Here is a 21,591-nt window from a genome sequence, read left to right on the forward strand (position 1 = left end):
GTTTTCCTCTAAAGGAAGTGCTAGTGAGAGAGGCAGGGCGATCACTCTAGCGTACAACAGGGAACAAGAGGTTTATTAGCAATCTCTTTTAGCCCTACATCTTTTAGCAATTTATGCCAATCTGTTACCAAAGTTTTGCTTTTAGGATTACGGCGACGAAGTTGAGCTAATTGAGTTAAGGCATCGTACCAAATACCTTTTTGGGCATACAAAATAACTTGCTGGCGATTAACTAAAGCAGTATGTTGAAATTTAACTCGTTGAATCCAACCGTTAACATTGATTGATTCATCTTCACCATTGCAATTTATGTTCAGGGATAAATACCAATGATAGTTTTTATCTGTTTCTAGTTTAACTGTGGATGGCAGACTGAGCGCGATCGCTCCTGGTGTTCCCTTCACAGTGAAAGTTCCTTGATAAATTTGCTGATAATTTCGCGGTTCGCGGCTAGTTTCGTCCCATAATTCTAATTCAGCTGCCTGAATATCTTTGGCTAGGTAAGGAACATAAAACCAGAATGTAGGAGAGGCACTAACGGTTAATCCCCAAACATTATTAATTTTTGGCGGTGATTCGACAACCGGAACTATAGCGGTGAGACGTTCTTTAATATCTAGTGCGGCGCAATTGCGACCGTCACGAGTTCCGCCACCTTGGCGATTTCCCGGTGCGCCTCTGGATGATAGCGGAGGTTGATTAAAAATTACCGCAGAAATCCTAGAGGGGGTTAACTGGGACTGCTTGATGGAGGATGAATGAACTTCTCCCTGATTCACCGCTAAAACCCATACCAAACCTAATCCTATCAACCTCATCATGATTTCCCTCCCAAATTCCGCTTTAAACGAGTTGTAATCACGTATGTAATCGCCAAAGCAAATACTGATGGTATCATAGGGATACACAGACCGCTCAAGAAGAAGCCAAAACACAGGCTAACAAGGATAAAACTGGCTGTTACGGCTACAACTCGACGATATAAAACCGAGTCAAATTTCCCAATACATAAACCCCCAATGAGTGACCAAATCCAAATCCAAATCGCATCCCAATCCTGGGGCCAAAACCGGAGTAAGGGGCGTTCTTCTTGGGCAACACTGAGCATTTGACTCACCATTTGGGCGTGGATAACAATACCGGACATTTTTTTGTCAACTTCTTTACTAAAGGGAGTAAAAAAGCGATCGCCAATTGAGGGCGCTGTTACACCAATCAAAATAATCCGATCTTTCACCCACTGGGGCGGCAAATCATTGTTGAGAACTGCGGCTAAGGTAACTTCCCTGGCGACTTTTTGCGCCGAACGGTAATTGAGTAAAACTTGATGACCACGCGGATCAATGTTGTGATAAAAACCAGTATGATTTTCCAAAGGCTGAAAAACAGTAGAGCCAAGCTGCAAGTTTCCCTCTGATGTGGCTTGTGGTTTAATGCCCTCAAAATCGAGGTAACGCCGGGCTAATTCGGTACTGAAGGCAAATGAAGACTGACACCGGGAATTTCCTGGATCTATATGCAACAAAGAACGCCGGATTATGCCATCTGATTCCACTACCAAATCAGTAAAACCTACATTAGTTGGCGGACTAGTAGGGGGAGGCGCAACACCAAATTTGTTATCAGTGTTCGACTCTGGTTTGCTGACTTCGCAAGTCGTTACCAGACGGGAGTTTTTCGGGATGTGGACGGATAGTTCGCGGTGTCCGGGTTCGACCGGTAAATCGCGGTAAATATCTAAGCCAATAACTCTGGGTTTATGGGCTTGGAGTTTCTCTAGTGTTTGCAAAATTACGCGATCGCTCAGAGGATACCGCCCTTGCGCTTGAATATCTTGTTCTGTAACTTTGACAATCAAAAGACGCTCATCAATTCCGCTATCTGGTTGCAGGCGTATAAATAAATCAAAAGCCCACAATTCTAGCGGCTGGAGTCCACCTAAAAACCGCAATGTCATAATTAAGCCAGTCGCTAGTAAACTCCGTACCAAGATATTTTGCAAATCTTTCCAATCCAGCCGGATGCGGTAATTAGGACGGCTCATCGGCCGCAAATCTTTCCAAGTCGGTGGTACTTGGGCGGGGTTTTGGTAAATCATCGGTAGCCAAGTTGCCCCCGGTAAATCCGTAAATTCCTCTAGTCTTTCTTGGGCGCGGCGCACAGCAGTGTATAAAGTTTGTCCCGCCGCATATTCCCGCAAGAATTCTTTGAGAAACGATTGAGCAACGACATCGGGGACAATCTCTTGCATAACAATAATCACCGGGACGTGTAAATCAGCTAACTGCTGTGCTAGTCCCAAACCTTCACAGGAGTTAAAAATGGCAATCTTTAACCCTTTTTGCATCGCTTCCCGAAAAGCATGTTTAAGTTGCTCAGTTTCGATGCTTTCTCTAGTACTAAGACTAATGCGGCCTCTTTGTTCTACAGTCTGACTATGGCCAGCAAAAAAGAAAATATCCCAGCCTTGGGGATTTCGGAGTTGGGTAATTAATTCTCGCCCTTGGGGTTGATGACAAAAAACTGATTCTGTTTGTGGAAGATTAGCGATCGCCTGACGATCTGCTTCTAAATCTAGGTGTTGATGATCACCAAAAATTGCCAGCAACCGGACGCGATCGCGTGGCGTTTGCTGTGGCGGAATTTCCCAAGATTCATATTCTATCGGACTGTAGCTAACACCAACATTTGGATAACTCGCTAGTAAATCCCAGGTATGCCAAGGTAACTTCCATAACATTGGTTCTTTGGCTTTAATCCCTAACCGCAGAGTATCCGGCTGACTGGCTAACTCTTTACTCAACCTTTCCCGAATTTTTTGCCAACCAACTTCCCCCGATGCTTGCAACCATTGATTGAGGTTAGTTTCTACTTGTCTCATTCGTTGCCGACAGTCAACCGCGATTTCCCTAGTAGCGCGATTCGTCGGCAAGCTTTCCTCAATTTCCCAACCATCATAGCGGGTGATCGTTGTGAGATTCCGAAAAGATTGTTGCCACAAAAAATACAAGCCTTCAATCTCTGTATTAGCTCCCAACCTACCTTCAATTTCTCCTACCGAAGAACCGCCATCTTCCCTCAGTTCTAGGGATACTTCAAACCCTTGAGCAAAATCTCCGCTACCAATTTTGAGAACTGCTACCCTGCCCATCGCTGCTTTCCAGTTAATTTTTTTTCTTACGCAGAGACGCAAAGATTAACATAATAATATCGTCTAATTTGTTTAAGCAATAAAAGTCTCACTCACGCTGACTTTATCCAAAGTTACCAGTACTTGGAATTGAGTTCCGGGCGGGGGACTAAAGCCCAGTTGCAGAATTTTGTCTTTCCCTACGCCTTGTTCATCGCTTCTTGTTTCTGCTTGCAAACGAGTTTCACCGCCAGCAATCACGCTCAGAATCAGATGAGGTGGTAGTTGATGTTGCTGGTTGATTGGCTGTACTTGTAGCCGCACTCCAATTTTTGATTCTGTTTTGGGACGAATAGTGACAACCAGCGCCACTTGACAACCCGCCAATTGCAACCCTAAATCAATCAACCGGGCTTTACTGATTCCGGCTTGGGGATGATCAGGGGCGATTTTGCCTAAACTTAAAGCCGCTTCCCAACGGGTTTCTTCATCCTGGGCAACTTGTAACAATTCTACCAACGCCGCGATCGCCTCTGGATGACCGACACCAATTTGTCCTAACACCCCGGCGGCTTGACAGCGTTCCTTTTCTGGGCGATTGGATTTGAGGAGGCGAATTACTGGAGCGATCGCTTCCACAGAAACTTGCTCTTCCGCACCCCGCACAGCACTGAATTCTGGTGGTGTTAAAACTGCCTCTACAGCTTGCCAAATTTCTGCAATTATGATGTCAGCCCTGTGTAACCACTGGTGCAAGTTGACTACAGTTAAATTCGGCGATGATAACCGTTGCTGGTAGAGTTTTTGCCGCAACTCTTCATTGACTAGTAATGCTGCCCATTGTTCAAATGTTACCGCTAATCTAGGGGAGTATAAATCAGGATTACTGATTTGCTTGTATAAATCTGCCACTACTTCTGTAGATAACTGCGGTGGCGCTGCTGTTTCGGGACGAGAATTGGGTTGGGGCAGGAGGAGCAATTGTGTGATATCTTCCGTCAAGACAGCCTGATTAATATAGTAAGAGCGATCGCCCTGATCATATATCCCCCGACTCTTCAGTTTTTGATAGCTGACATATCCCCACAACCGCAGCCAAGATTGCTCAGGTTCACCTAAATTAATCTGCACAGCCAGATAATAATCTTTTCGCCAGCTAGGAATATCAACCCACTCGCCGGGAACAACAAATTCCTCTAAATCACTCGTTTCACTGGGAATTAAAACTAATCTAATTTCACCTAAATCAATAGGAGTTCCATTCACAAATTCCCACAGGGAGTTACAAGTATTTGCAGCAAAAATATTGTTGATGCTAATGTGAGCATCTTCTTCTGCTAACCAAGCCTGTAACCAAAGCACAAAAGACTTGAAACACAGATAATTCAGATAAGCTTGACAGCAAGCTCCTGCATTAGTATGAGCTTGAGATTGATGCCAAGCTTCTTCTTGCAGTTTTGGTGATAACGGCAAGCATATATGATTCGGATAAATCGTGGCAATTTTTTGCAAATTCAGCATTTTCCTTCCTCAAGTTCTCTGAATTTCTTGGTAGAGCAAGTTTGTCGATAGCCAATCTTCAATTATTTGCCCAATTTGTTGAATTTCCGTTTCTAAAAAAATACCAAACCTCTTGTCAATCCTCTGGAGAAAAGAACGCTGCAACTGCTGTTTAGCTGTAGTAATTGTTTGAGCATCACTATTAGATTTGTGTATTTTTTGAGCATATTTTTGCCATAAAATTTCTTGGGATGGTGATTCTAATTGGGTAAACGACTTTAATAACTCAACTTGAATTAAATTTTGATAATAATTTTTTAGCCATGATTTGATATAGTTATTTTGCCATTGCTTGAGTATATTTAAAAAATTGGTCTGTAATTCATCTTCGGCTATAGTTAGTTTTTGTGTTACTTCTTCTTGAGTAAGAGATTTATTCTGAGCAATAATTTTAGTTAGCTCGGCAATATTCAGTTTTTGACCATATTTAAGTTTGATAATTTGTTGTAATTCAGGTGCTAAATCTGCGAGTGCAGCAATTAATTGAGATGCAAGGGGATTAGCTACTAGATTAAAATTGCTAAATTTTTCATTTAAAAATGTTGTGACATAAGTTGTCGGGTTAAATTGTTCACAGGTTAACTCCTGAAACTTTTCTAATAATGGCGTTTCTATATACTTGGAAATATAGCGCGAGACGGTTCCTTGATGAACGTTCATTTTACTAGCAAATTGTTCTTGAGTTAACAGCGCCAAGCGATGGGGATAGCACAAAGGCATCACAGACTGACGGTAAGATGTGGGGATTTGACTGCGAATTTTAGCTAAATTCTGCTCAATCAGTTCAAGTTCGCTACGTAAAATCAAGTCTACTGCTGCTAAAGATTCTGCATTTTCTGCTTCTTTTTCTCCGGCTTCCCAAAAATTGAAACTGGCTGTATCTGGCTGTTCATTACTATTAGCATCGTAAGGCACATCCTTAATTTGCTCCGATTGCTGTAAAGCTTCAATACAGGTATTCATCCATTTTTGAATCATGATTGGTGTGATGGCTGCACCAACGGCGACTTGCAGGGGTGCGCCTGGTTGAAATCTCTGAGAGTTATAATCTTTAGCCGTTTGGACAAAATCTGAAAATTCTGGTTCTGGCCATTTTCCCCCGCCTTGTCTCTGAGGATGGTAGACGCGGTTATTTTTGTAAACAGGAATAAAATATTGCCAAGCAAAAAGATATTGGGAAATTTCTGGTTCCTGTTTACCAGTGCTTTGCAATGCTGCTTTCAGGCGTTCGGCTGCGGTTTGCAATTTTCTGCGACTATTAATATCAACATCGCATAATAGATGCCAGGGTGATTCCCAATTTATATGCTCACGAGTGACATTTCTCAGTACCCCTAAGATATAGGTTTTGAGACTTGCACCACTATAGTCATTAGTTTTGTACTTATTGAGATATTGCTGTAATTTTTCGCGGTTACACAGGTGTTCGTTAGTCAGAGCGTATAAATTTTCGGCATAAGCAGCGTAAAACGGCAAACGACACCAATTGCGCCAAATGAGGTAACAGCGATCGCGATCAAAGTAAGCTAATAAGTGCCAGTGAGCTAACTTTTTCTCTGTTTCCGGTTGGGAATCATCATTGAGAATTGTGACAAAATAATTCACATAGTCGCTCTCACCCCATTGGGGATGTAACCGCAGCAGCTTTTCTATTCTCTCTCGCAAACGATTTTGAATTAACCGTTTGAAAGGAGGATAACCACTAGTTTCTGTAAAGTCATACAAAGTCCAGAATTGATCATTCATTTGCAGAGATTTTCCGCTTAATGTTTAATAGCTTGCTCCTTGAGCGCCAGAAGCTAGTTTAACAGAGCTTTTCAAAGCTTTTCAGAACTTACGCACTAGTGACAGAAGACTAAACACAGAAAAGCCAGTGCATTACTTTGGTTGCCAAAGCCACAGCAACTAGCACAACACCAAAAAATCAGATTTGCAGATGATTTTTGCGTAAGTGTTACTTTTTTAGGAGAACTTGATTTGATTCTTCTATATTATTTTCATGGAAGAGACAACAATTTTGTGATTAGTAGTATTATGAACTGATAATATAAACCAAAATTGTCACCTTTCAAGAAGTATGGAAAAAATGAGGGTTACAGATTTTAGCCTATTACCCTCAAATTTATCAGCTTGATAATTAGCTTTTGAGACTCAAAGTCTACAGTGGTGCTATTACAGGGAAGTCAATTCCACTGAATGCAGGGTTTTGTGTGGTGTTAGTTCTCTCCATAGTTACCACAAATGAGTAAAGTCTATCCAAACCTACATCATGGATCAGATCCACAGATCGGGTCGTATTATCTATTATGTTGAACCCATTAGAACTCCATGTACCGCCGACTGTCGTTAAACCAGTAGCATCTCGGTAAGTAAGGTTTACCTTAATTGCCGATGCAGTTCCGATTCCGTCAGTATCTCGGTAATAAACTCTGTATCTGGAGATATCGTTGTCATTGGAAAAATCGACTAATGTGTTGGCGTTAATTGGCAGTGGACAGTAAAGGGTGACTGTACCAGTAGCAGAGCCATTGAAAACATAAGCTCCGTTCGAGATGACAACTGACGCATCCCCACTGTCACTATTTGGGCGACAAGCGGTAGCAGGGACAGTTGTCGCTAGTATATCCCGATCATTGGCTGACGCAACACTAGGAACAATCATGGATGCGGCAATGGTGGCGGCGGCTAGGAAGTTTTTTGAGATAAACATAAGAAATCCTTTGACTAGTTATTGTTATTTGGGGTTTGAACCCTTTGATTTGGTTATTGGGATAGGATTTGCTAATTTATGCACTTCCAGCCACTCACCGTTGAAAAAAGCCCTTTGTAAAGGATTGTTAACAAGAAAAATAATAACTACAACCCAATCAGGGTAAGAATTTCAGCAATTTTACTAGCTACAAAAACATTTATGACCTGGGGATAAGTACATAAATCAAAAAAGCCTATCCCATTAACTCTAATGAAAGGGTTAAAACGCAACGATGAAAAGGAAGCGAGTTAAATTCACTGTCGCTCATTACATCATTAAGTAAACACCCTTTTAAGAAGTAAGAAGTAAAAAGTAAGAAGTAAAAAGTAAAAAGATAATCACCATAAATAAATTTAGGTGCTTGTAACAATTTTTTTTCTTTCTTTTAACTTTTATCTTTTTACTTTACCTTGTTCGTTCAACATTTTACGTCATTTAAATTAAGGAGAAAAACCATGTCTAACTTTGACATTATTCGCGCTTGGAAAGATGAAGACTACCGCAATAGCTTGAGTGATGAACAACGTTCTCAATTACCTGAAAATCCAGCAGGTTTGATAGAACTTCCCGATGCAGAATCCAATGCTTTATCCGGGGGCGGTTGTTCAATATTTACAGGGACTTGTGGACGTGTCTGTGAGAGACTTACACCCCAGTACGGTTGTAAAGGCTGTGACAATGGCGGTTTGACAACCTGATAGTATGAGGCTGAATGTGATTGCTTGAGATATAAATCAGGCGATCGCACTTAATTTCTGCGCCAAAAACTAACAAGATTGGGTAGGCTCTGACCTGCCCAATCACATCTTAATTAATACTTCCATTTCTCCCGGTAGAAATATCTTATTTAGTCTTTAATTTCAGGGATTTTTATGTCAAAAGCAGATAATAATACACGCATATTAACAGATAAAGAGTACGAAATAAACTTATCTGATAAAATTAAACAATCCAGCACAATATCTTCTACTTGGTATCAGGCTATCACTTTATCTGAGCGCATTAAAAAACAGTTAAGCTCTAAAAAATTTGATGCTGAACTTGCTGCGCGGCGTGTACAAAAATGGCAGTCACAGTCTAGTTTTGCTGATCAAGCTGACTTCGCTCAACGTTTAGCAATTAATGGCATCAGTGCAGAGGAATTTTTCAATTTACTTGGTGAACCGATTGAGGCAGTACGAGAACGTTATCCCCACCCCCCACAATGGTTAACAGATATCATTTCAGCCTTTGCTCACCCGGTTGCTGCTAATTTACCGCCACTTCCCCAGAAATTGCAAAATGCAGAAACGAGTGTTTTTTTGGATGCGATCGCACCATTAATTAGCCAAGGATGCGATCGTTTACAAGCGGGCATCGCTGCGTTAATCGCCACGCAATCTGATTTACCTTTTGTCCCCAGCACAATTACAGAAGTGTTGTTTGCCAATCTACCAGAAAAGTTACTGGCAATGTTAAGCCGGACAATGGTTTTAGAACTCAATGTTGCCCGTCTGCAAGGCAATCTCCAAGGGGATACACCCAAAGAAAGATTCCAAAGCTTTTTAGCACAATTACGCCAACCGGAAACAGCGTTCAACTTGTTGCAAGAGTATCCGGTTTTAGCTCGTCAACTTGTAACTTACATCGAACAATGGGTAACATTTAGTTTAGAATTTCTTCATCATTTATGCTCTGATTGGCAAGCAATTAAAACTACTTTTAGCCCTGATCAAGAGCCAGGATTATTGATAGCATTAGACATGACTGTAGGCGATCGCCACAGAGGCGGACGCAGCGTATCCATTGCTAAATTCAGTTCTGGTTGGCAACTGGTTTATAAGCCGAAATCATTAGCTGTAGATATTCATTTTCAAGAGTTTTTAACTTGGCTAAATCAACGCAGCGATCTGCCAGCATTCCGCACGCTGAAAGTTCTCAATCAAGGTACATACGGCTGGGTTGAGTTTGTGGAAATGCAAAACTGCTCCTCCTCAGCCGAAGTTGAGCAATTCTACCAACGTATGGGGGGATATCTGGCATTACTTTACGTTCTAGAAGCCAGAGATTTTCACTTTGAGAATTTGATCGCAGTGGGGGAACATCCGGTTTTGATTGACTTGGAGGCACTTTTTCATCCGCGTCTGGAAGAAGGCGATCGCCACCAAGTACATCAGTTTGCCAATAATATTATGTATGACTCAGTTTTGCGCGTCGGACTACTACCCTATCGCGCCTGGGCAAACGCTGAGTCTGGAGGCATTGATCTGAGTGGTTTAGGCACGGTAGGCAAACAGCTAACACCAGACCGTCTTCCTTACTGGCAAGGTGTAGGTACAGATGAAATGCAACTCCAGCGCCAGCAAATGGAAATGCTAGGACAGCAACATCGACCGATGCTCAATGGTCAAGAAATTCATGCCTTAGATTATATAGAATTTCTCATTTCTGGATTCACCAAAATTTATGGATTGTTGTTACAACACCGCCATGAGTTACTAACAGAAAATAGCCCTTTAACGCGGTTTGCCAGCGATGAAGTGCGAGTTATCCTGCGTCCAACGCGAACTTACGGACTGTTGTTTATGGAGAGTTTTCACCCCGATATCCTACGCAATGCTTTGGATCGGGATTGCTACTTTGGCAGACTGTGGGCTGAGGTCAAAAGTTACCCAGATATAGCTAGAGCGATCGCCTTTGAACAAGCAGATTTACAAAATGGTGATATTCCACTGTTTGTCACTCATCCCAATTCACGAGATATGTGGAGTAGTTCTCATGTCCGCATTGCCAATTTTCTCCAAGAACCAAGTGCGATCGCTGTTCAATGCTGTCTGCAACAACTCAGCGAAACTGATCTCAAACAACAGATATGGTATATTCGCGCTTCCTTAAGCACCCTGGCTCTCAACGTTGAGCAGCAAGCGTCTCACCCCAGTTACTCTGCAATCAAATCGCCGACGGCTATTAACCGGGAACAGCTATTAACAGCGGCTCAAGTAATTGGCGATCGCCTAGAAGAACTAGCACTGCGCGATCAAGATTTTGTCACTTGGATTGGTTTGACACCTACCATCACTAGCCAATTATCTCTAATTCCCTTGGGGTTGGATCTCTATGGTGGTGTGGCTGGGGTGGCACTTTTCCTCGCCTACCTTGGTGCTGTTACTAAACAGGAACGCTACATGACGCTGGCACAATCCGCACTGAGGACATTGCAACAACAGACTCAGCTAGGTAAATCATTTCTCAAGTTAACTGGTGGGTTTAGCGGCTGGGGAGGTGTGATTTATACTTTGACCCATTTAGCAGTATTGTGGGAGCAGCCAGAGCTATTGACTGAAGCTGAAGCCCTTTTAGAAATTTTACCTGATGCCATCAAGCAGGACGAACAATTAGATATTATCGGCGGTGCAGCCGGATGTATCATCAGCTTAATTAACCTGCATAGATATAAACCCAGCGATCGCATAATCGAAGTTGCTCGTCAATGTGGTGAAAGGCTACTCACCAAAGCTCAATCTATGGAAAAAGGCCTCGGTTGGGTAATTCGCCACGCCGGCACCAAACCTCTAGCTGGATTCTCTCACGGTGCAGCCGGAATTGCTTTGGCATTGCTAGAATTAGCCGCATTAACTGGTGAAATCCGTTTTCGCACAGCCGCACTGGAGGCGATCGCTTACGAGCGCAGCCTTTTCGCCATCCAGGAAGGAAATTGGCTGGATCTACGCGACTTAAAAGTTCCCGGAACAGCTGTCAGTGATTCCCAACCAGCCTTGATGACAGCGTGGTGTCATGGCGCACCAGGTATTGGCTTGGCTCGATTACTTTCTTTGCCATACATTGATGATGCAAAAATCCGTTCCGAAATTAACACAGCCCTAAAAACCACCATCAACCAGGGCTTTGGTCACAACCATTCTCTCTGTCACGGAGATTTAGGCAACCTAGAACTGCTGTTGCAAGCCAGTCTAACTCTTGATGATCCACAGTGGAAAACTGAAGTTGATCGCTTGGCCGCTGCCATTCTTGAAGGTATCAATCAACACGGCTGGCTATGTGGTGTTCCCTTGGGAGTTGAGACACCGGGACTGATGACGGGACTAGCGGGTATTGGTTATGAATTACTGCGCCTCGCTGCACCAGAGATTGTTCCTTCAGTTTTGGGACTAGAACCACCCAAGGTTAATACCTTGTGAAATTACTGAGAACACATCTATCCCATCGGCGTTTATCGGCGGGTTAATTCATGAAATACCACCTAATTCAACAACATAGCGAAGAAGACTGCGGCGCTGCCAGTCTCGCAACAGTGGCTAAACATTACGGTAAAACCTTTAGCATGACTCGTTGTCGGGAAGCTGTCGGGACAGGACAGCAAGGAAGCACTTTATTAGGATTGAAACAAGGCGCAGGAATTCTGGGTTTCAATGCACGAGCCGTCAAAGTACCTCTGGAGACTTTCAACGAAATCACCCTTCCTTTACCCGCGATTATCCACTGGAAAGGTTATCATTGGGTGGTTTTCTACGGCAAACAGGGTAATAAATACGTTGTAGCTGACCCAGGTGCAGGTATCCGTTATCTAGAAAAAAAGTGGTTTTTAGAAGCATGGACAAATGGAGTTATGCTGCTGCTGGAACCAGATCCAGTGCGCTTTTTTACTCAGGAAAATGAACCAGAGAAAATTGGCGGTTTTGGTCGCTTTTTGCGGCGTGTTGCCCCTTATCGCGGCATTCTGAGCCAGACCTTATTACTCAACTCTGTTTTAGGTTTACTTTCCCTCGCTTCGCCCTTTTTGTTGCAAATTCTCACCGATGATGTGCTGGTGCGGGGAGATACCCAACTGCTAACGAGTGTTGCTATTGCTGTGATTGTCATGCACTTAGTTAGTAGTAGTTTGCGGTTGGCACAATCAAATCTGGTCGCCCATTTTTCGCAGCGGTTACAACTAGGATTAATTTTAGAATTTGGCAGGCAGATTTTACGCTTACCTTTAAGTTACTATGAATCTCGGCGCAGTGGTGAAATTGTCAGTCGCCTAGAAGATATTCAACAAATTAACCAATTAATTTCACAAGTTGTTGTCAGTTTGCCTAGTCAATTTTTTCTTGCTTTAGTATCTTTAGGTTTTATGCTGTTTTACAGTATTAAACTTACAGTTGTGGCTGGGGCAATCGCTCTATTTATGACCTTATCTACCGTAATTTTCTTGCCCACTTTACAGCAAAAAATTCGTAGTATTTTGGTGTTATCCGCCGAAAACCAAGGTGTTTTAGTAGAAACATTTAAAGGCGCTATTACCCTAAAAACTACTACTGCGGCTCCACAATTTTGGGAAGAATTTCAAAGTCGATTTAGTCGGCTGGCTAACTTGACTTTTCGTACTATGCAAATTGGGATTGTTAACGGTATATTTTCCAATTTAGTATCTAGCATTGGCAGTATTACTTTAATTTGGTTCGGTAGCAGTTTAGTCATTCAGCAAGAACTATCAATTGGGATGCTTTTAGCTTTTAATAGTATGAATGGGAATTTTACCAACTTTATTCAAACTACTATCGATTTTGTTGATGAATTTACCCGTGCTAAAACTGCTACCCAACGGCTCACAGAAGTTATTGACGCGACCCCAGAAATTTTAGACCACAATCAAAAGCCTTGGGTAAACATTCCAGGTAATGCAGATATCACCTGTACCAACCTCAACTTTCATCATCCAGGTAGAGTGGAACTACTGCAAGATTTCTCTCTAACTATTCCTGGGGGTCAGGTAATTGCTTTGATTGGTAAATCTGGCTGTGGTAAAAGCACTTTGGCAAAATTGATTGCGGGTTTATATCAACTCCAGTCGGGTAATATTCGCTTTGGTATTTATAATTTAGAGGATATTTCTTTAGACTGTCTCCGCCAACAAGTAGTGCTAGTACCGCAAGATGCACACTTTTGGAGTCGGTCAATTATGGAAAATTTTCGTTTAGGTTCACCTCACGTTAGCTTTGAACAGATTGTCAAAGCTTGCCAAATTGCTGGGGCTGATGAGTTTATTAGCAATCTTCCCGACAAATATCAAACAGTATTAGGGGAATTTGGCGCAAATCTTTCTGGTGGACAACGGCAGAGGTTAGCTATTGCTAGAGCGATTGTGAATAACCCGCCAGTGTTAATTTTAGATGAATCGACCGGCGCACTCGACCCAGTGAGTGAAGCTCAAGTATTAAATCAGTTACTCGCTCACCGTCAAGGTCAAACCACTATTTTAATTAGTCACCGTCCCAAGGTTATTCAACAAGCTGATTGGATTGTGATGTTGGAACAAGGACAATTAAAAATTCAAGGTTCTCCAGAGGCTTTGTGTCATCAAGCTGGTGAGCATTTAGATTTTCTTGATGCTGTGAATTTATCCGTTAGCAAAAATCCTTGCCACTGTTATCCGAATGCAAGTTTCCCCAGCAGCATTCGCTAATCTCTACCGTACTCAGTACTCAGCACTCTTCATCAGGAATACTGTTATGCTTAGTCAGTTTAATGCAGACTCTTTGCCCCCAGTTGAAGACCATGAATTTCTGCCACCGTTGAGTAATTGGGTGAAAATCGGCAGTTTGATACTTGTTGGTGCTGTAGGGGGAGCGATCGCTTTATCTTCGATCATCGAATACAGAGTCACTGTACTAGGACAGGCGATCGTCCGGCCTACGGGAGAATTACGGCTCGTCCAAGCGGCGATGACTGGACAGATAACCAATGTTTTGGTTAAAGAAAACCAGGCAGTGAATCAAGGAGATGTGTTGGCGACAATTGATGATTCCCGCCTGCAAACTCAAAAAAGCCAACTGCAAGGCAATATCCAACAGGCGCAATTACAATTACAACAAATTGATGCTCAAATTCAAGCTCTCCATCGCCAAATTCAAGCGGAAACTGACCGCAAAAATCGTTTAGTGAGTTCGGCGCAAGCTGGATTCAATCGCGCCCAACGCAACTATCGAGAACAGCAAATTACTGTCCAAGCAGAAGTAGCCGCAGCCCAGGCAAATTTAAACAGAGCGCAAAATGAATGGTACAAAGCCCAGATAGAATTACGTGCGGCTGATGCTCAGTTGAAGTCAACAAAAATAGCCATGAGTGCGGCGGAAGCTAAACGCGATCGCTATCAAAAGATAGTTCAAGCGGGTGTTTTGTCTTTGAATCAATTAGAGGAAGTGCAGTTAGATGTGGCTCAACAAAAACAAGCGATTGAGATGCGACAAGCGGCGGTAGAGGCACAAAAGCAAATTATTGCCCAGCAAAAACAAACTGTGATTGCCGAACAAGCCAAACTCCGCCGCGCTCAAGCTGCACTCAATCCGATTAATGCGGAAGTAGCGATCGCACAAGAGACGATTGCTCAAGAAATTGCTGGTGGACAAGCTACTCTCGCTACCCTCAACCGTGAATTGCAAGCTTTGTTACAACAGCAACTACAAATGAAAAATCAGATCCAGCGTGACACCAGGGAACTACAACAAGTGGTTATGGATCTCAGCCAAACTAAAATTACAGCGAGTGAAAATGGAATTGTCGCCCAACTAAATCTGCGAAATCCCGGTCAATCGGTGCGTCAGGGTGAGGAAATTGCTCAAATTGTCCCTAGCAATGCTCCTTTAGTCATCAAGGCTGCCGTCGCCCCTGATGATGTGAGTAAATTAGCTAAAGGTCAAGAAGTCCAGATGCGGGTGTCTGCCTGTCCTTATCCCGATTACGGTACTCTTAAAGGTGTTGTTAGTCAGATTTCTGAAGATACAATCAAACCTTCAGGAAATCAAGTTGTTTCCACTGTTGTCAAAACTGCTGTTTACGAGGTGACAATCATCCCAGACAATTTGAGTTTTGGTAGAAACCAGCATTTATGTCATATTCAAGCGGGAATGCAAGGCAGATCTGATATTATTTCCCAAAAAGAAACTGTTTTGAAATTTTTACTCAGGAAAGCTCGGTTAATTGCAGATATTTGAACGCGGAAGTCCGCAGAGTGTTTGTTTATGCAAGGTTCTGAAGAAATTCATCTACAGAGTACAGAGTTGACAGCGATCGCCGCAGCCATTAGATTTTCGGCGTTGCTAACTAATTAAAGGGATGAATTTTGTTTCGCGCAAAAGCAAGGCAGCGCGTTAGGCGGGTTCCCCAACTTAAAGCGACTGCCGCGCAAAGGTGCTGTTTTGATCACAAACCATTGCCAATCAAAATAAAGGCTGACCAGTAAAAAGGATGACTGAGATGCTCGCTTACCTGTGGAGTGAGGTTACTTTTATGGGGCGGAAAACTCATTTTTGAGTAGTTTCCCGTAATCAGGGCGATTTGCGCTTGACGTAGGGCTTCGGCCTTGGTTGTTTTGCCTTGGGCAAGGATGTTGTAAAAAGCATTCATTAGTACTTGTGTACCGCCATCATCTACCGACCACAAAGAGGCGATCGCGGCTCTTGCGCCTGTTTGTTGTATCTGGTAGCCAAAACCGAGAATTTCTCTACCATTGCCAAATTGATCGCCTAATCCGGTTTCACAGGCTGAAAGTACGATTAAATCGACATTGGGCAATCGCCAGTTTTTGATATCTCGGAGGGTGACGCGATCGCCATTTCCTAACAAAATAAATGATTCTTCTGGCTGTCCGGTGGTAAATGCGGCGTGAGTTGCTAAATGGACGATGGCGTAATCATTCATTTCCAGCACAATATCTGAATTGAATTGCTTGTCTAATAATTTTTTGGTGCTGGGAATGGTTTGAGCGAGTGTTTCGATTTCTAAACTGGCAAAGGGTAAACCGGAAAAGTCAAACTGCTGAGATCCTACCTGAAAACTATAGTTGCCTTGGGTAAAGGCTGCCGCTAATACATTTAATTGATTGTGGGGTTTGGTGTTGAGGTTGGTTAAGCTGACGGCAGTAATATTATTGATGCGGAAGCGTTCAATTAACCATTTTTGACCGTCATAAAGGGCGGCGAGGGGAACATAACGCAGTTGTCCGTCGGGAGCGTAGATGATAGTTTTAGCTTGTGCTTGTGCTAAGTCATTTTCTAGGGGTTTAATCAGCAAATCGTAGAGTTTTTGGGCTGGAACTTTGATTTTTGGGGTACGTTTTGGTAAGGTGGTGCGAAATTCTAAAATTGCTCGGTTGAGTTCTTCTTGGGTGACAGCCACGGTGCGGCGGATTGGCGGTGCGTAGGGAGTGACTAAAACTAGTTCTAAGCGATCGCTCAATACTAGAGGATACAGTATGACTGCGCCTTGCTGAAGTTGTTTTAAGTTATCTTGTAAGGCACTGGCGGAGGATTCCAGGTTAAAATTCTGCCCTTGGGTGGTTTGCTGGAGTTGGGCGATCCATTCGCGCACTTTCGGGCTATCGAGGAAGGTGTTAAAGTCTTTGGCTAGTGTCTGCTGAATTTTGCGTAATTCTAAAATACGCTGTTTCTGGGCTGGAGTGCGGCTGCTCACACTAATGTTTTCCAGTTGGGCGAGTTCTCTACCAAGGGCGATCGCTTGCTCAAATTCTGCTTGCATCACCTCTCGAATTTGCCGTTCTTGGGGACGTTCCACAACACCAGTCGCCGTTTTTTCACTTCCTCGCACGTCGCGGAGATAGTCGTCAATTTCTTGGACTTTGAGCAAGTCTAGTACTTGTTGCGCTTCTAAAATTCGGTTGCGTTGCAGCAGGATATCTGCTAAATGGCGATAATCTTTGGCAATGGTTTCTGTATAAGATTGCTGTTGTTCTTTACTTAATTCCCGAATATTATTCCGAATCGCTTCTCGCACATTTACTGATTGTTTAAAGAAGATAATTGCTAATTCTGGTTGGCTCTGTTTTTCGAGTAAGTTACCAATAGTATTAAGGATATGTCCTTCGCTTTCTTTGTTGCCAATTTCTTGAGCAATAACTAAACTTTGCTGTAATAATTTCCCGGCTAATTCATATTGTTCTTGCTCTAAATAAACTTTGGCGATCGCATGGAAAGTTATCCCTTCTGCCCGTCTAAATTTTAATTGTTGATAAATCTTCAAAGCTGTTTGCAAATAATCTAAAGCTAATTGATATTGTCTTTGTTTGAGGTGAACAATCCCAATATTGTAATATGTTGTTCCTTTGAGAAATTTTTGCAGTTCTTTATTGTTAATTTTTGCCAGCACTGTTAAGGCTTGCTGGTGGAAGTCTAATGCTAATTCATACTTTTCTTGTCTGTAATAAATACTGCCGATCGCATTCAGGGCGTTGACTTCACCGTCAATATCTCCGATCCATTTCCCGTCTGAGTCAATCAGTGCAGGTCGTTTGGCGATTTTTAAGGCTTCCTGATAAGATTTTAACGCAAGTTCGTATTGTCCCAGCACTTCATAAATCTTCCCCATATTAAATTCAATTCCTACCCAGTCGCCTAAAATTTCTTGCTGGATGGGTAAGGCTTTTTGATAGTAATCCAGAGCTAATTTATACTCCCCTAAATTGCTGTAAATGATTGCCATTTGATGGAAAGTCCGCCATTGCCTTGGCTCATCACCTATTTTTTTGGCAATCTCCAAGACTTGCTGGTATTTTTCTAAGGCTGCTTGATATTTACCTACTCTCAAAAATTCACTAGCTTGATTTGTATAAATTGCTGCTATGGCTTTGAGGCTGGATTTTTCCCAACCGCGATCGCCGATCTTTTGTTGAATTGCCAAAGCTTGCTGATAATATTTCAACGCCTGCTGGTAATTTCTTTGGCGATGATAAACGTCTCCCAGGTGGAACAAAGTTCTGCCCGTACCTGTTTTATCTTCTATTTGTTGATAAATTAATAAAGCTGCCTCAAAGGTTTTGATGGCTCTGGCATATTCGCTTTTGATATACTGCCCCCAACCTGCTTCATACAGTTGATCAGCTTTCAATTTTTCTGGTGTTTGAGCAAAGAAAATCACGCCACCTACGGGGTTAAAAGTCGTAATTTTTCCAGATGAAAAGCGAATCTCGATTTGTTCGCCATCAAAAGCCCCGCTCAATGGCGTTTTACTCAGGAGAGTTGCTGTTTTCTCACTTTGTTTTGCGATTTCCTGTCTAATTGCCAAGGCTTGTTGATCAACTTGAGTAGCGGCTTGATGTTCTCCTAATTGTTTGTAAACGGCACTCATCTGGGTGAGAATTATCCCCTCCCAAGGGCGATTTTTTTGCTGGCGAACAATTGATAAGGCTTGCTGGTAAGCTTGTAATGCAGCTTGGTACTGAGTTTTGAGATATTGTCCTTGAGTCGCGTAACTGTTTCCCTTGGCAAACAAAACTACTGCTTCTCCTTCCAGTGGGTGTACTTGCACAAGGGTTTTTTTCGCTGCATCCCTACCAACTTCCGTAATTAAAACTGCTTTTTGACCAGTAATACTTTCTAGATTACGGTTGCTAATTTCACGCTGTAATGTATTTGCTTGCTCACGATACTCCTGCGCTGTTTGCTTCTGCCCTAATTTGGCGTAAATTGCGGCGATACTGTTGAGAATTGCGTCTTGATCTGGCTTTTCAAAGGGTATTCTTGTCCAGCGAAATAATTCCTGTTGTCCAAATTGGCGGATTTGTTGTTCTGGTACAAAATAGTTATCTTGAGTTTGAGGATCACGAGCGATCGCTAATGCTTGCTGATAGGCTGTCAACGCCGCTTCATACTGTCCTAAATTGGCGAAGATTTCCCCAATTTGCGTTAACAGTATCGGTTTTTGATTAACCAAGCTGTGGCTGCTGTTCTCCATATCCACAATTGCCAGAGATTGCTGATAATAATCCAAGGCAGTTTGATACTGTCCTAATACTGCGTAAACTGCACCCATGCTTCTTTTAATTCGCTGTTCCTGCTGGCGATAATCTCCTGGTGACAATTCCTCTCTGCGCCAACGAACTTCGGCATTTTCTGGGCTGGACATTTCTGCATTGATGATTGCCAAGGCTTCTTTGTAGAATTGCAAAGCAGTTTGGTATTGTCCTAGAGTTTTGTAGATATCTGCAATATTAGCTAAAGTGTTTTCGGCTTCGTTTTCGGCAAAGTTTTGCCATCCGGCTACCCCAGCGATTACTTCTAGCCGTTGTCCGCGTTTCTCTATCTCGGCTATTTCTGCGGGTTCAACAGTCGTGATGGCAGTTTTGATTGGTTTTCCTTCCCCTACCTTAATCAAACCATTGCTGAGTCCATCTTCTAGTTTGATTCCCTCTGGGTGATGAATATTGACATCAGTACCAAAGGCTACCCGAATTGTATGGGGAATTGGTGTTTTTGTTGCCTGTTCATCAACTTCCCGACGAATTGCCAAGCTTTGCTGATAGGCATCTAAGGCTACTTGTAACTGTCCGAGACTTTCGTAAATTGTCCCCATTTGATTGAGAATTACCCATTCCCAGGGACGATTTTTTTGCTGACGGACGATCGCTAAAGCTTGCTGATAGGATGACAAGGCGGCTGGGTATCTTCCAAACTTGGCGTGTTCTAAACCGTTGCGGTAGTGGATGAGTGCTTCCCCTGTCAGGAGTGTAATTAAAGTTGGTCTTTTTTGGGGTATGTTGTAAGTCACCAAAATTGCCTGTTTGACAATATTTGTCACCCACCCCACATGGACACCCATTTCCTGTCTGATGGCTAAGGCTTGTTCTTGATACTCCTGCGCCGTTTGTGGGTAGCCTTGGCTATGGTAAATATAGCCTAGATTATTCAGGATTTGCTCTTCTAGGGGGCGATCACCAATTTCTCGCGCTATTGCTAAAGCCTGTTGATAACACTCCAGGGCAATTTGCGGCTGTTGTCCTTTATTTTTGTAGGTGGAGGCGATCTCAATCAGGATTTTTGCTGTTAACGGGCGATCGCCAATTTCGCGGACAATAGCTAAAGCTGGTTCGGAGAAATCCAGAGAAATCGGGCGAGATTCCCGTTGATTGTCGATTCCCCAGTTGTAATCTTTGCTCAAATTCAACATTACTGTAGCTTCACCGATGCGATCGCCTGCTTGGCGCATCTTGGCTAAGGCTTGTTCGTAATATTTTACAGCTTGTTCTTTTTGATCTACTGCGGCGTAAGTCATGCCAATACCGTTGAGACTCCAACCAACTCCCGCGCGATCGCCCAAAGCCTCCATAATCATTAAGGCTTGCTGGTAATATTTTCTTACCTCCAAGTAAGACTTAATTTCCTCCGGCTTTTTGATCGTCTGGTAGTAAAGTTGCGATTTAATATAGCTAACGTAAGTATTTCCCAAGCCAATCAAAGTAATCGCTTCCCCAGATTTATCTTTTACCTCACGCCGCATTAATAAAGCTTGCTGGTAGAATTGCACAGCATTTTTGTACTGCCCTTGGATTTCGTAAACTGCGGCGATGTGATGCAAAGATGCCGCTTCCCCTGTATGGTTGCCTAATTCGCGTGTAATTGCCAAGGCTTGCTCATGATGTTGGAGAGCAGTTTGAGTTTGTCCTTGATGACGATAAACTTCTCCTAATTTATTGAGAGTTGCGGCTGTATGAAGGCGATCGCCAATTGCTCGATAAATATTTAATGCTTGTTGAAAAGACTGTAATGCACTTAGAAATTGGCTTTTATCAAGTTGTTGATCACCTTGCTCAAAAAGCTTGTCTGCTAAAAGTTTTTGAGCTTCTGAGATTTGAGAAAAAACCTGAGAATTAGCAATTAATTGTCCTGCAACAGCTCGCCTTTGAATAGGGTGATAGTTTACCAGCCCACTCTCAATGGCAAAGATAGTCAATAAAATAGCAAGTGCATTCAGTCCAAATCTTGGGGATTGCATCGAAGATATTTTTGGGAATTTGAAAATATTTTTGGGAATTTTAATCTATCTTACTTTGTTAAGCAACTCAACAGCCTCCCCATCCGGGGTATAAACAACATTACCAGACATCGCCAGCACGATCCTCTGCTTCCTCGCCCACTCGAACCATTCACTCACATCTGCGGTAACGGTATTTTTCCCCTTAGCCCCACGCTTGCAGGAATTGATAAATAGCTCAGTGGGATTATCACACCAACCTTCTGCGATGTCTGCGACAAGCCGCAAGCGTCTACGCATCTTTTACACGAGCAATCGCCCCCTGAACATTATCCCAATATTTCTTGACCACGCCCAAGCAAGGCTGAGGATTTATCCGCAACCGCCTTAACTCATTACAAACCTC

10 protein-coding genes are annotated in these 21,591 nt (G+C 42.8%); 4 read left to right on the forward strand and 6 right to left on the reverse strand.

All coding sequences use genetic code 11. The annotated features are described in order from the left end of the window. Nucleotides 1-41 precede the first annotated feature (41 nt). The 5 genes from IQ244_RS25050 to IQ244_RS25070 form a co-directional block, all read right to left on the reverse strand. The gene (locus IQ244_RS25050) at nucleotides 42-821 is read right to left on the reverse strand and encodes a DUF928 domain-containing protein (protein WP_193899014.1); all 780 of its coding nucleotides are present in this window, start codon (nucleotides 819-821) and stop codon (nucleotides 42-44) included. After that, nucleotides 818-3,151, reverse strand: coding sequence for a CHASE2 domain-containing protein (locus IQ244_RS25055; protein ID WP_193899016.1), 2,334 nt, complete (start codon nucleotides 3,149-3,151; stop codon nucleotides 818-820). Before IQ244_RS25055 ends, IQ244_RS25050 begins: the two co-directional genes overlap by 4 nt. Before the next feature lie 72 nt (nucleotides 3,152-3,223). After that, nucleotides 3,224-4,651: a DUF1822 family protein gene (locus tag IQ244_RS25060; RefSeq protein WP_193899018.1), complete on the reverse strand. Its 1,428-nt coding sequence runs from the start codon at nucleotides 4,649-4,651 to the stop codon at nucleotides 3,224-3,226. A 9-nt stretch (nucleotides 4,652-4,660) separates the two neighbouring features. Further along, the gene (locus IQ244_RS25065; protein WP_193899020.1) at nucleotides 4,661-6,436 is read right to left on the reverse strand and encodes an XRE family transcriptional regulator; all 1,776 of its coding nucleotides are present in this window, start codon (nucleotides 6,434-6,436) and stop codon (nucleotides 4,661-4,663) included. A 412-nt stretch (nucleotides 6,437-6,848) separates the two neighbouring features. Next, nucleotides 6,849-7,400: a hypothetical protein gene (locus IQ244_RS25070; RefSeq protein ID WP_193899023.1), complete on the reverse strand. Its 552-nt coding sequence runs from the start codon at nucleotides 7,398-7,400 to the stop codon at nucleotides 6,849-6,851. Between the two features lie 497 nt (nucleotides 7,401-7,897). On the opposite strand from IQ244_RS25070, the gene IQ244_RS25075 reads away from it, so the two are divergent. The 4 genes from IQ244_RS25075 (at nucleotide 7,898) to IQ244_RS25090 (ending at nucleotide 15,415) form a co-directional block, all read left to right on the forward strand. Continuing rightward, complete coding sequence (locus IQ244_RS25075; protein WP_190593185.1) at nucleotides 7,898-8,140, forward strand: mersacidin/lichenicidin family type 2 lantibiotic; 243 nt, start codon at nucleotides 7,898-7,900, stop codon at nucleotides 8,138-8,140. Nucleotides 8,141-8,314: 174 nt separating this feature from the next. Next, entirely contained in the window at nucleotides 8,315-11,620 is a 3,306-nt protein-coding gene (locus IQ244_RS25080; RefSeq protein ID WP_193899025.1) for a type 2 lanthipeptide synthetase LanM family protein, read from the forward strand. A gap of 50 nt (nucleotides 11,621-11,670) precedes the next feature. Beyond that, on the forward strand, nucleotides 11,671-13,887 hold the full coding sequence (locus IQ244_RS25085) for a peptidase domain-containing ABC transporter (RefSeq protein ID WP_193899027.1): 2,217 nt from the start codon (nucleotides 11,671-11,673) through the stop codon (nucleotides 13,885-13,887). A 46-nt stretch (nucleotides 13,888-13,933) separates the two neighbouring features. Continuing rightward, entirely contained in the window at nucleotides 13,934-15,415 is a 1,482-nt protein-coding gene (locus tag IQ244_RS25090; RefSeq protein ID WP_193899029.1) for an HlyD family secretion protein, read from the forward strand. 208 nt (nucleotides 15,416-15,623) lie between these two features. On the opposite strand, the gene IQ244_RS25095 is transcribed toward IQ244_RS25090, so the two are convergent. Then, on the reverse strand, nucleotides 15,624-21,206 hold the full coding sequence (locus IQ244_RS25095; protein WP_193899031.1) for a tetratricopeptide repeat protein: 5,583 nt from the start codon (nucleotides 21,204-21,206) through the stop codon (nucleotides 15,624-15,626). Nucleotides 21,207-21,591: the final 385 nt, after the last annotated feature.

Origin of the sequence: Nostoc sp. LEGE 06077 (assembly GCF_015207705.1) — a bacterium.
Classification (GTDB): Bacteria; Cyanobacteriota; Cyanobacteriia; order Cyanobacteriales; family Nostocaceae; genus Nostoc_B.

Coding starts and splice junctions, on each gene's coding strand:
- IQ244_RS25070 (WP_193899023.1), bottom strand. CDS start 7,400: ATGTTTATCTCAAAAAACTTCCTAGCCGCCGCCACCATTGCCGCATCC.
- IQ244_RS25080 (WP_193899025.1), top strand. CDS start 8,315: ATGTCAAAAGCAGATAATAATACACGCATATTAACAGATAAAGAGTAC.
- IQ244_RS25055 (WP_193899016.1), bottom strand. CDS start 3,151: ATGGGCAGGGTAGCAGTTCTCAAAATTGGTAGCGGAGATTTTGCTCAA.
- IQ244_RS25050 (WP_193899014.1), bottom strand. CDS start 821: ATGATGAGGTTGATAGGATTAGGTTTGGTATGGGTTTTAGCGGTGAAT.
- IQ244_RS25075 (WP_190593185.1), top strand. CDS start 7,898: ATGTCTAACTTTGACATTATTCGCGCTTGGAAAGATGAAGACTACCGC.
- IQ244_RS25065 (WP_193899020.1), bottom strand. CDS start 6,436: ATGAATGATCAATTCTGGACTTTGTATGACTTTACAGAAACTAGTGGT.
- IQ244_RS25090 (WP_193899029.1), top strand. CDS start 13,934: ATGCTTAGTCAGTTTAATGCAGACTCTTTGCCCCCAGTTGAAGACCAT.
- IQ244_RS25085 (WP_193899027.1), top strand. CDS start 11,671: ATGAAATACCACCTAATTCAACAACATAGCGAAGAAGACTGCGGCGCT.
- IQ244_RS25060 (WP_193899018.1), bottom strand. CDS start 4,651: ATGCTGAATTTGCAAAAAATTGCCACGATTTATCCGAATCATATATGC.
- IQ244_RS25095 (WP_193899031.1), bottom strand. CDS start 21,206: ATGCAATCCCCAAGATTTGGACTGAATGCACTTGCTATTTTATTGACT.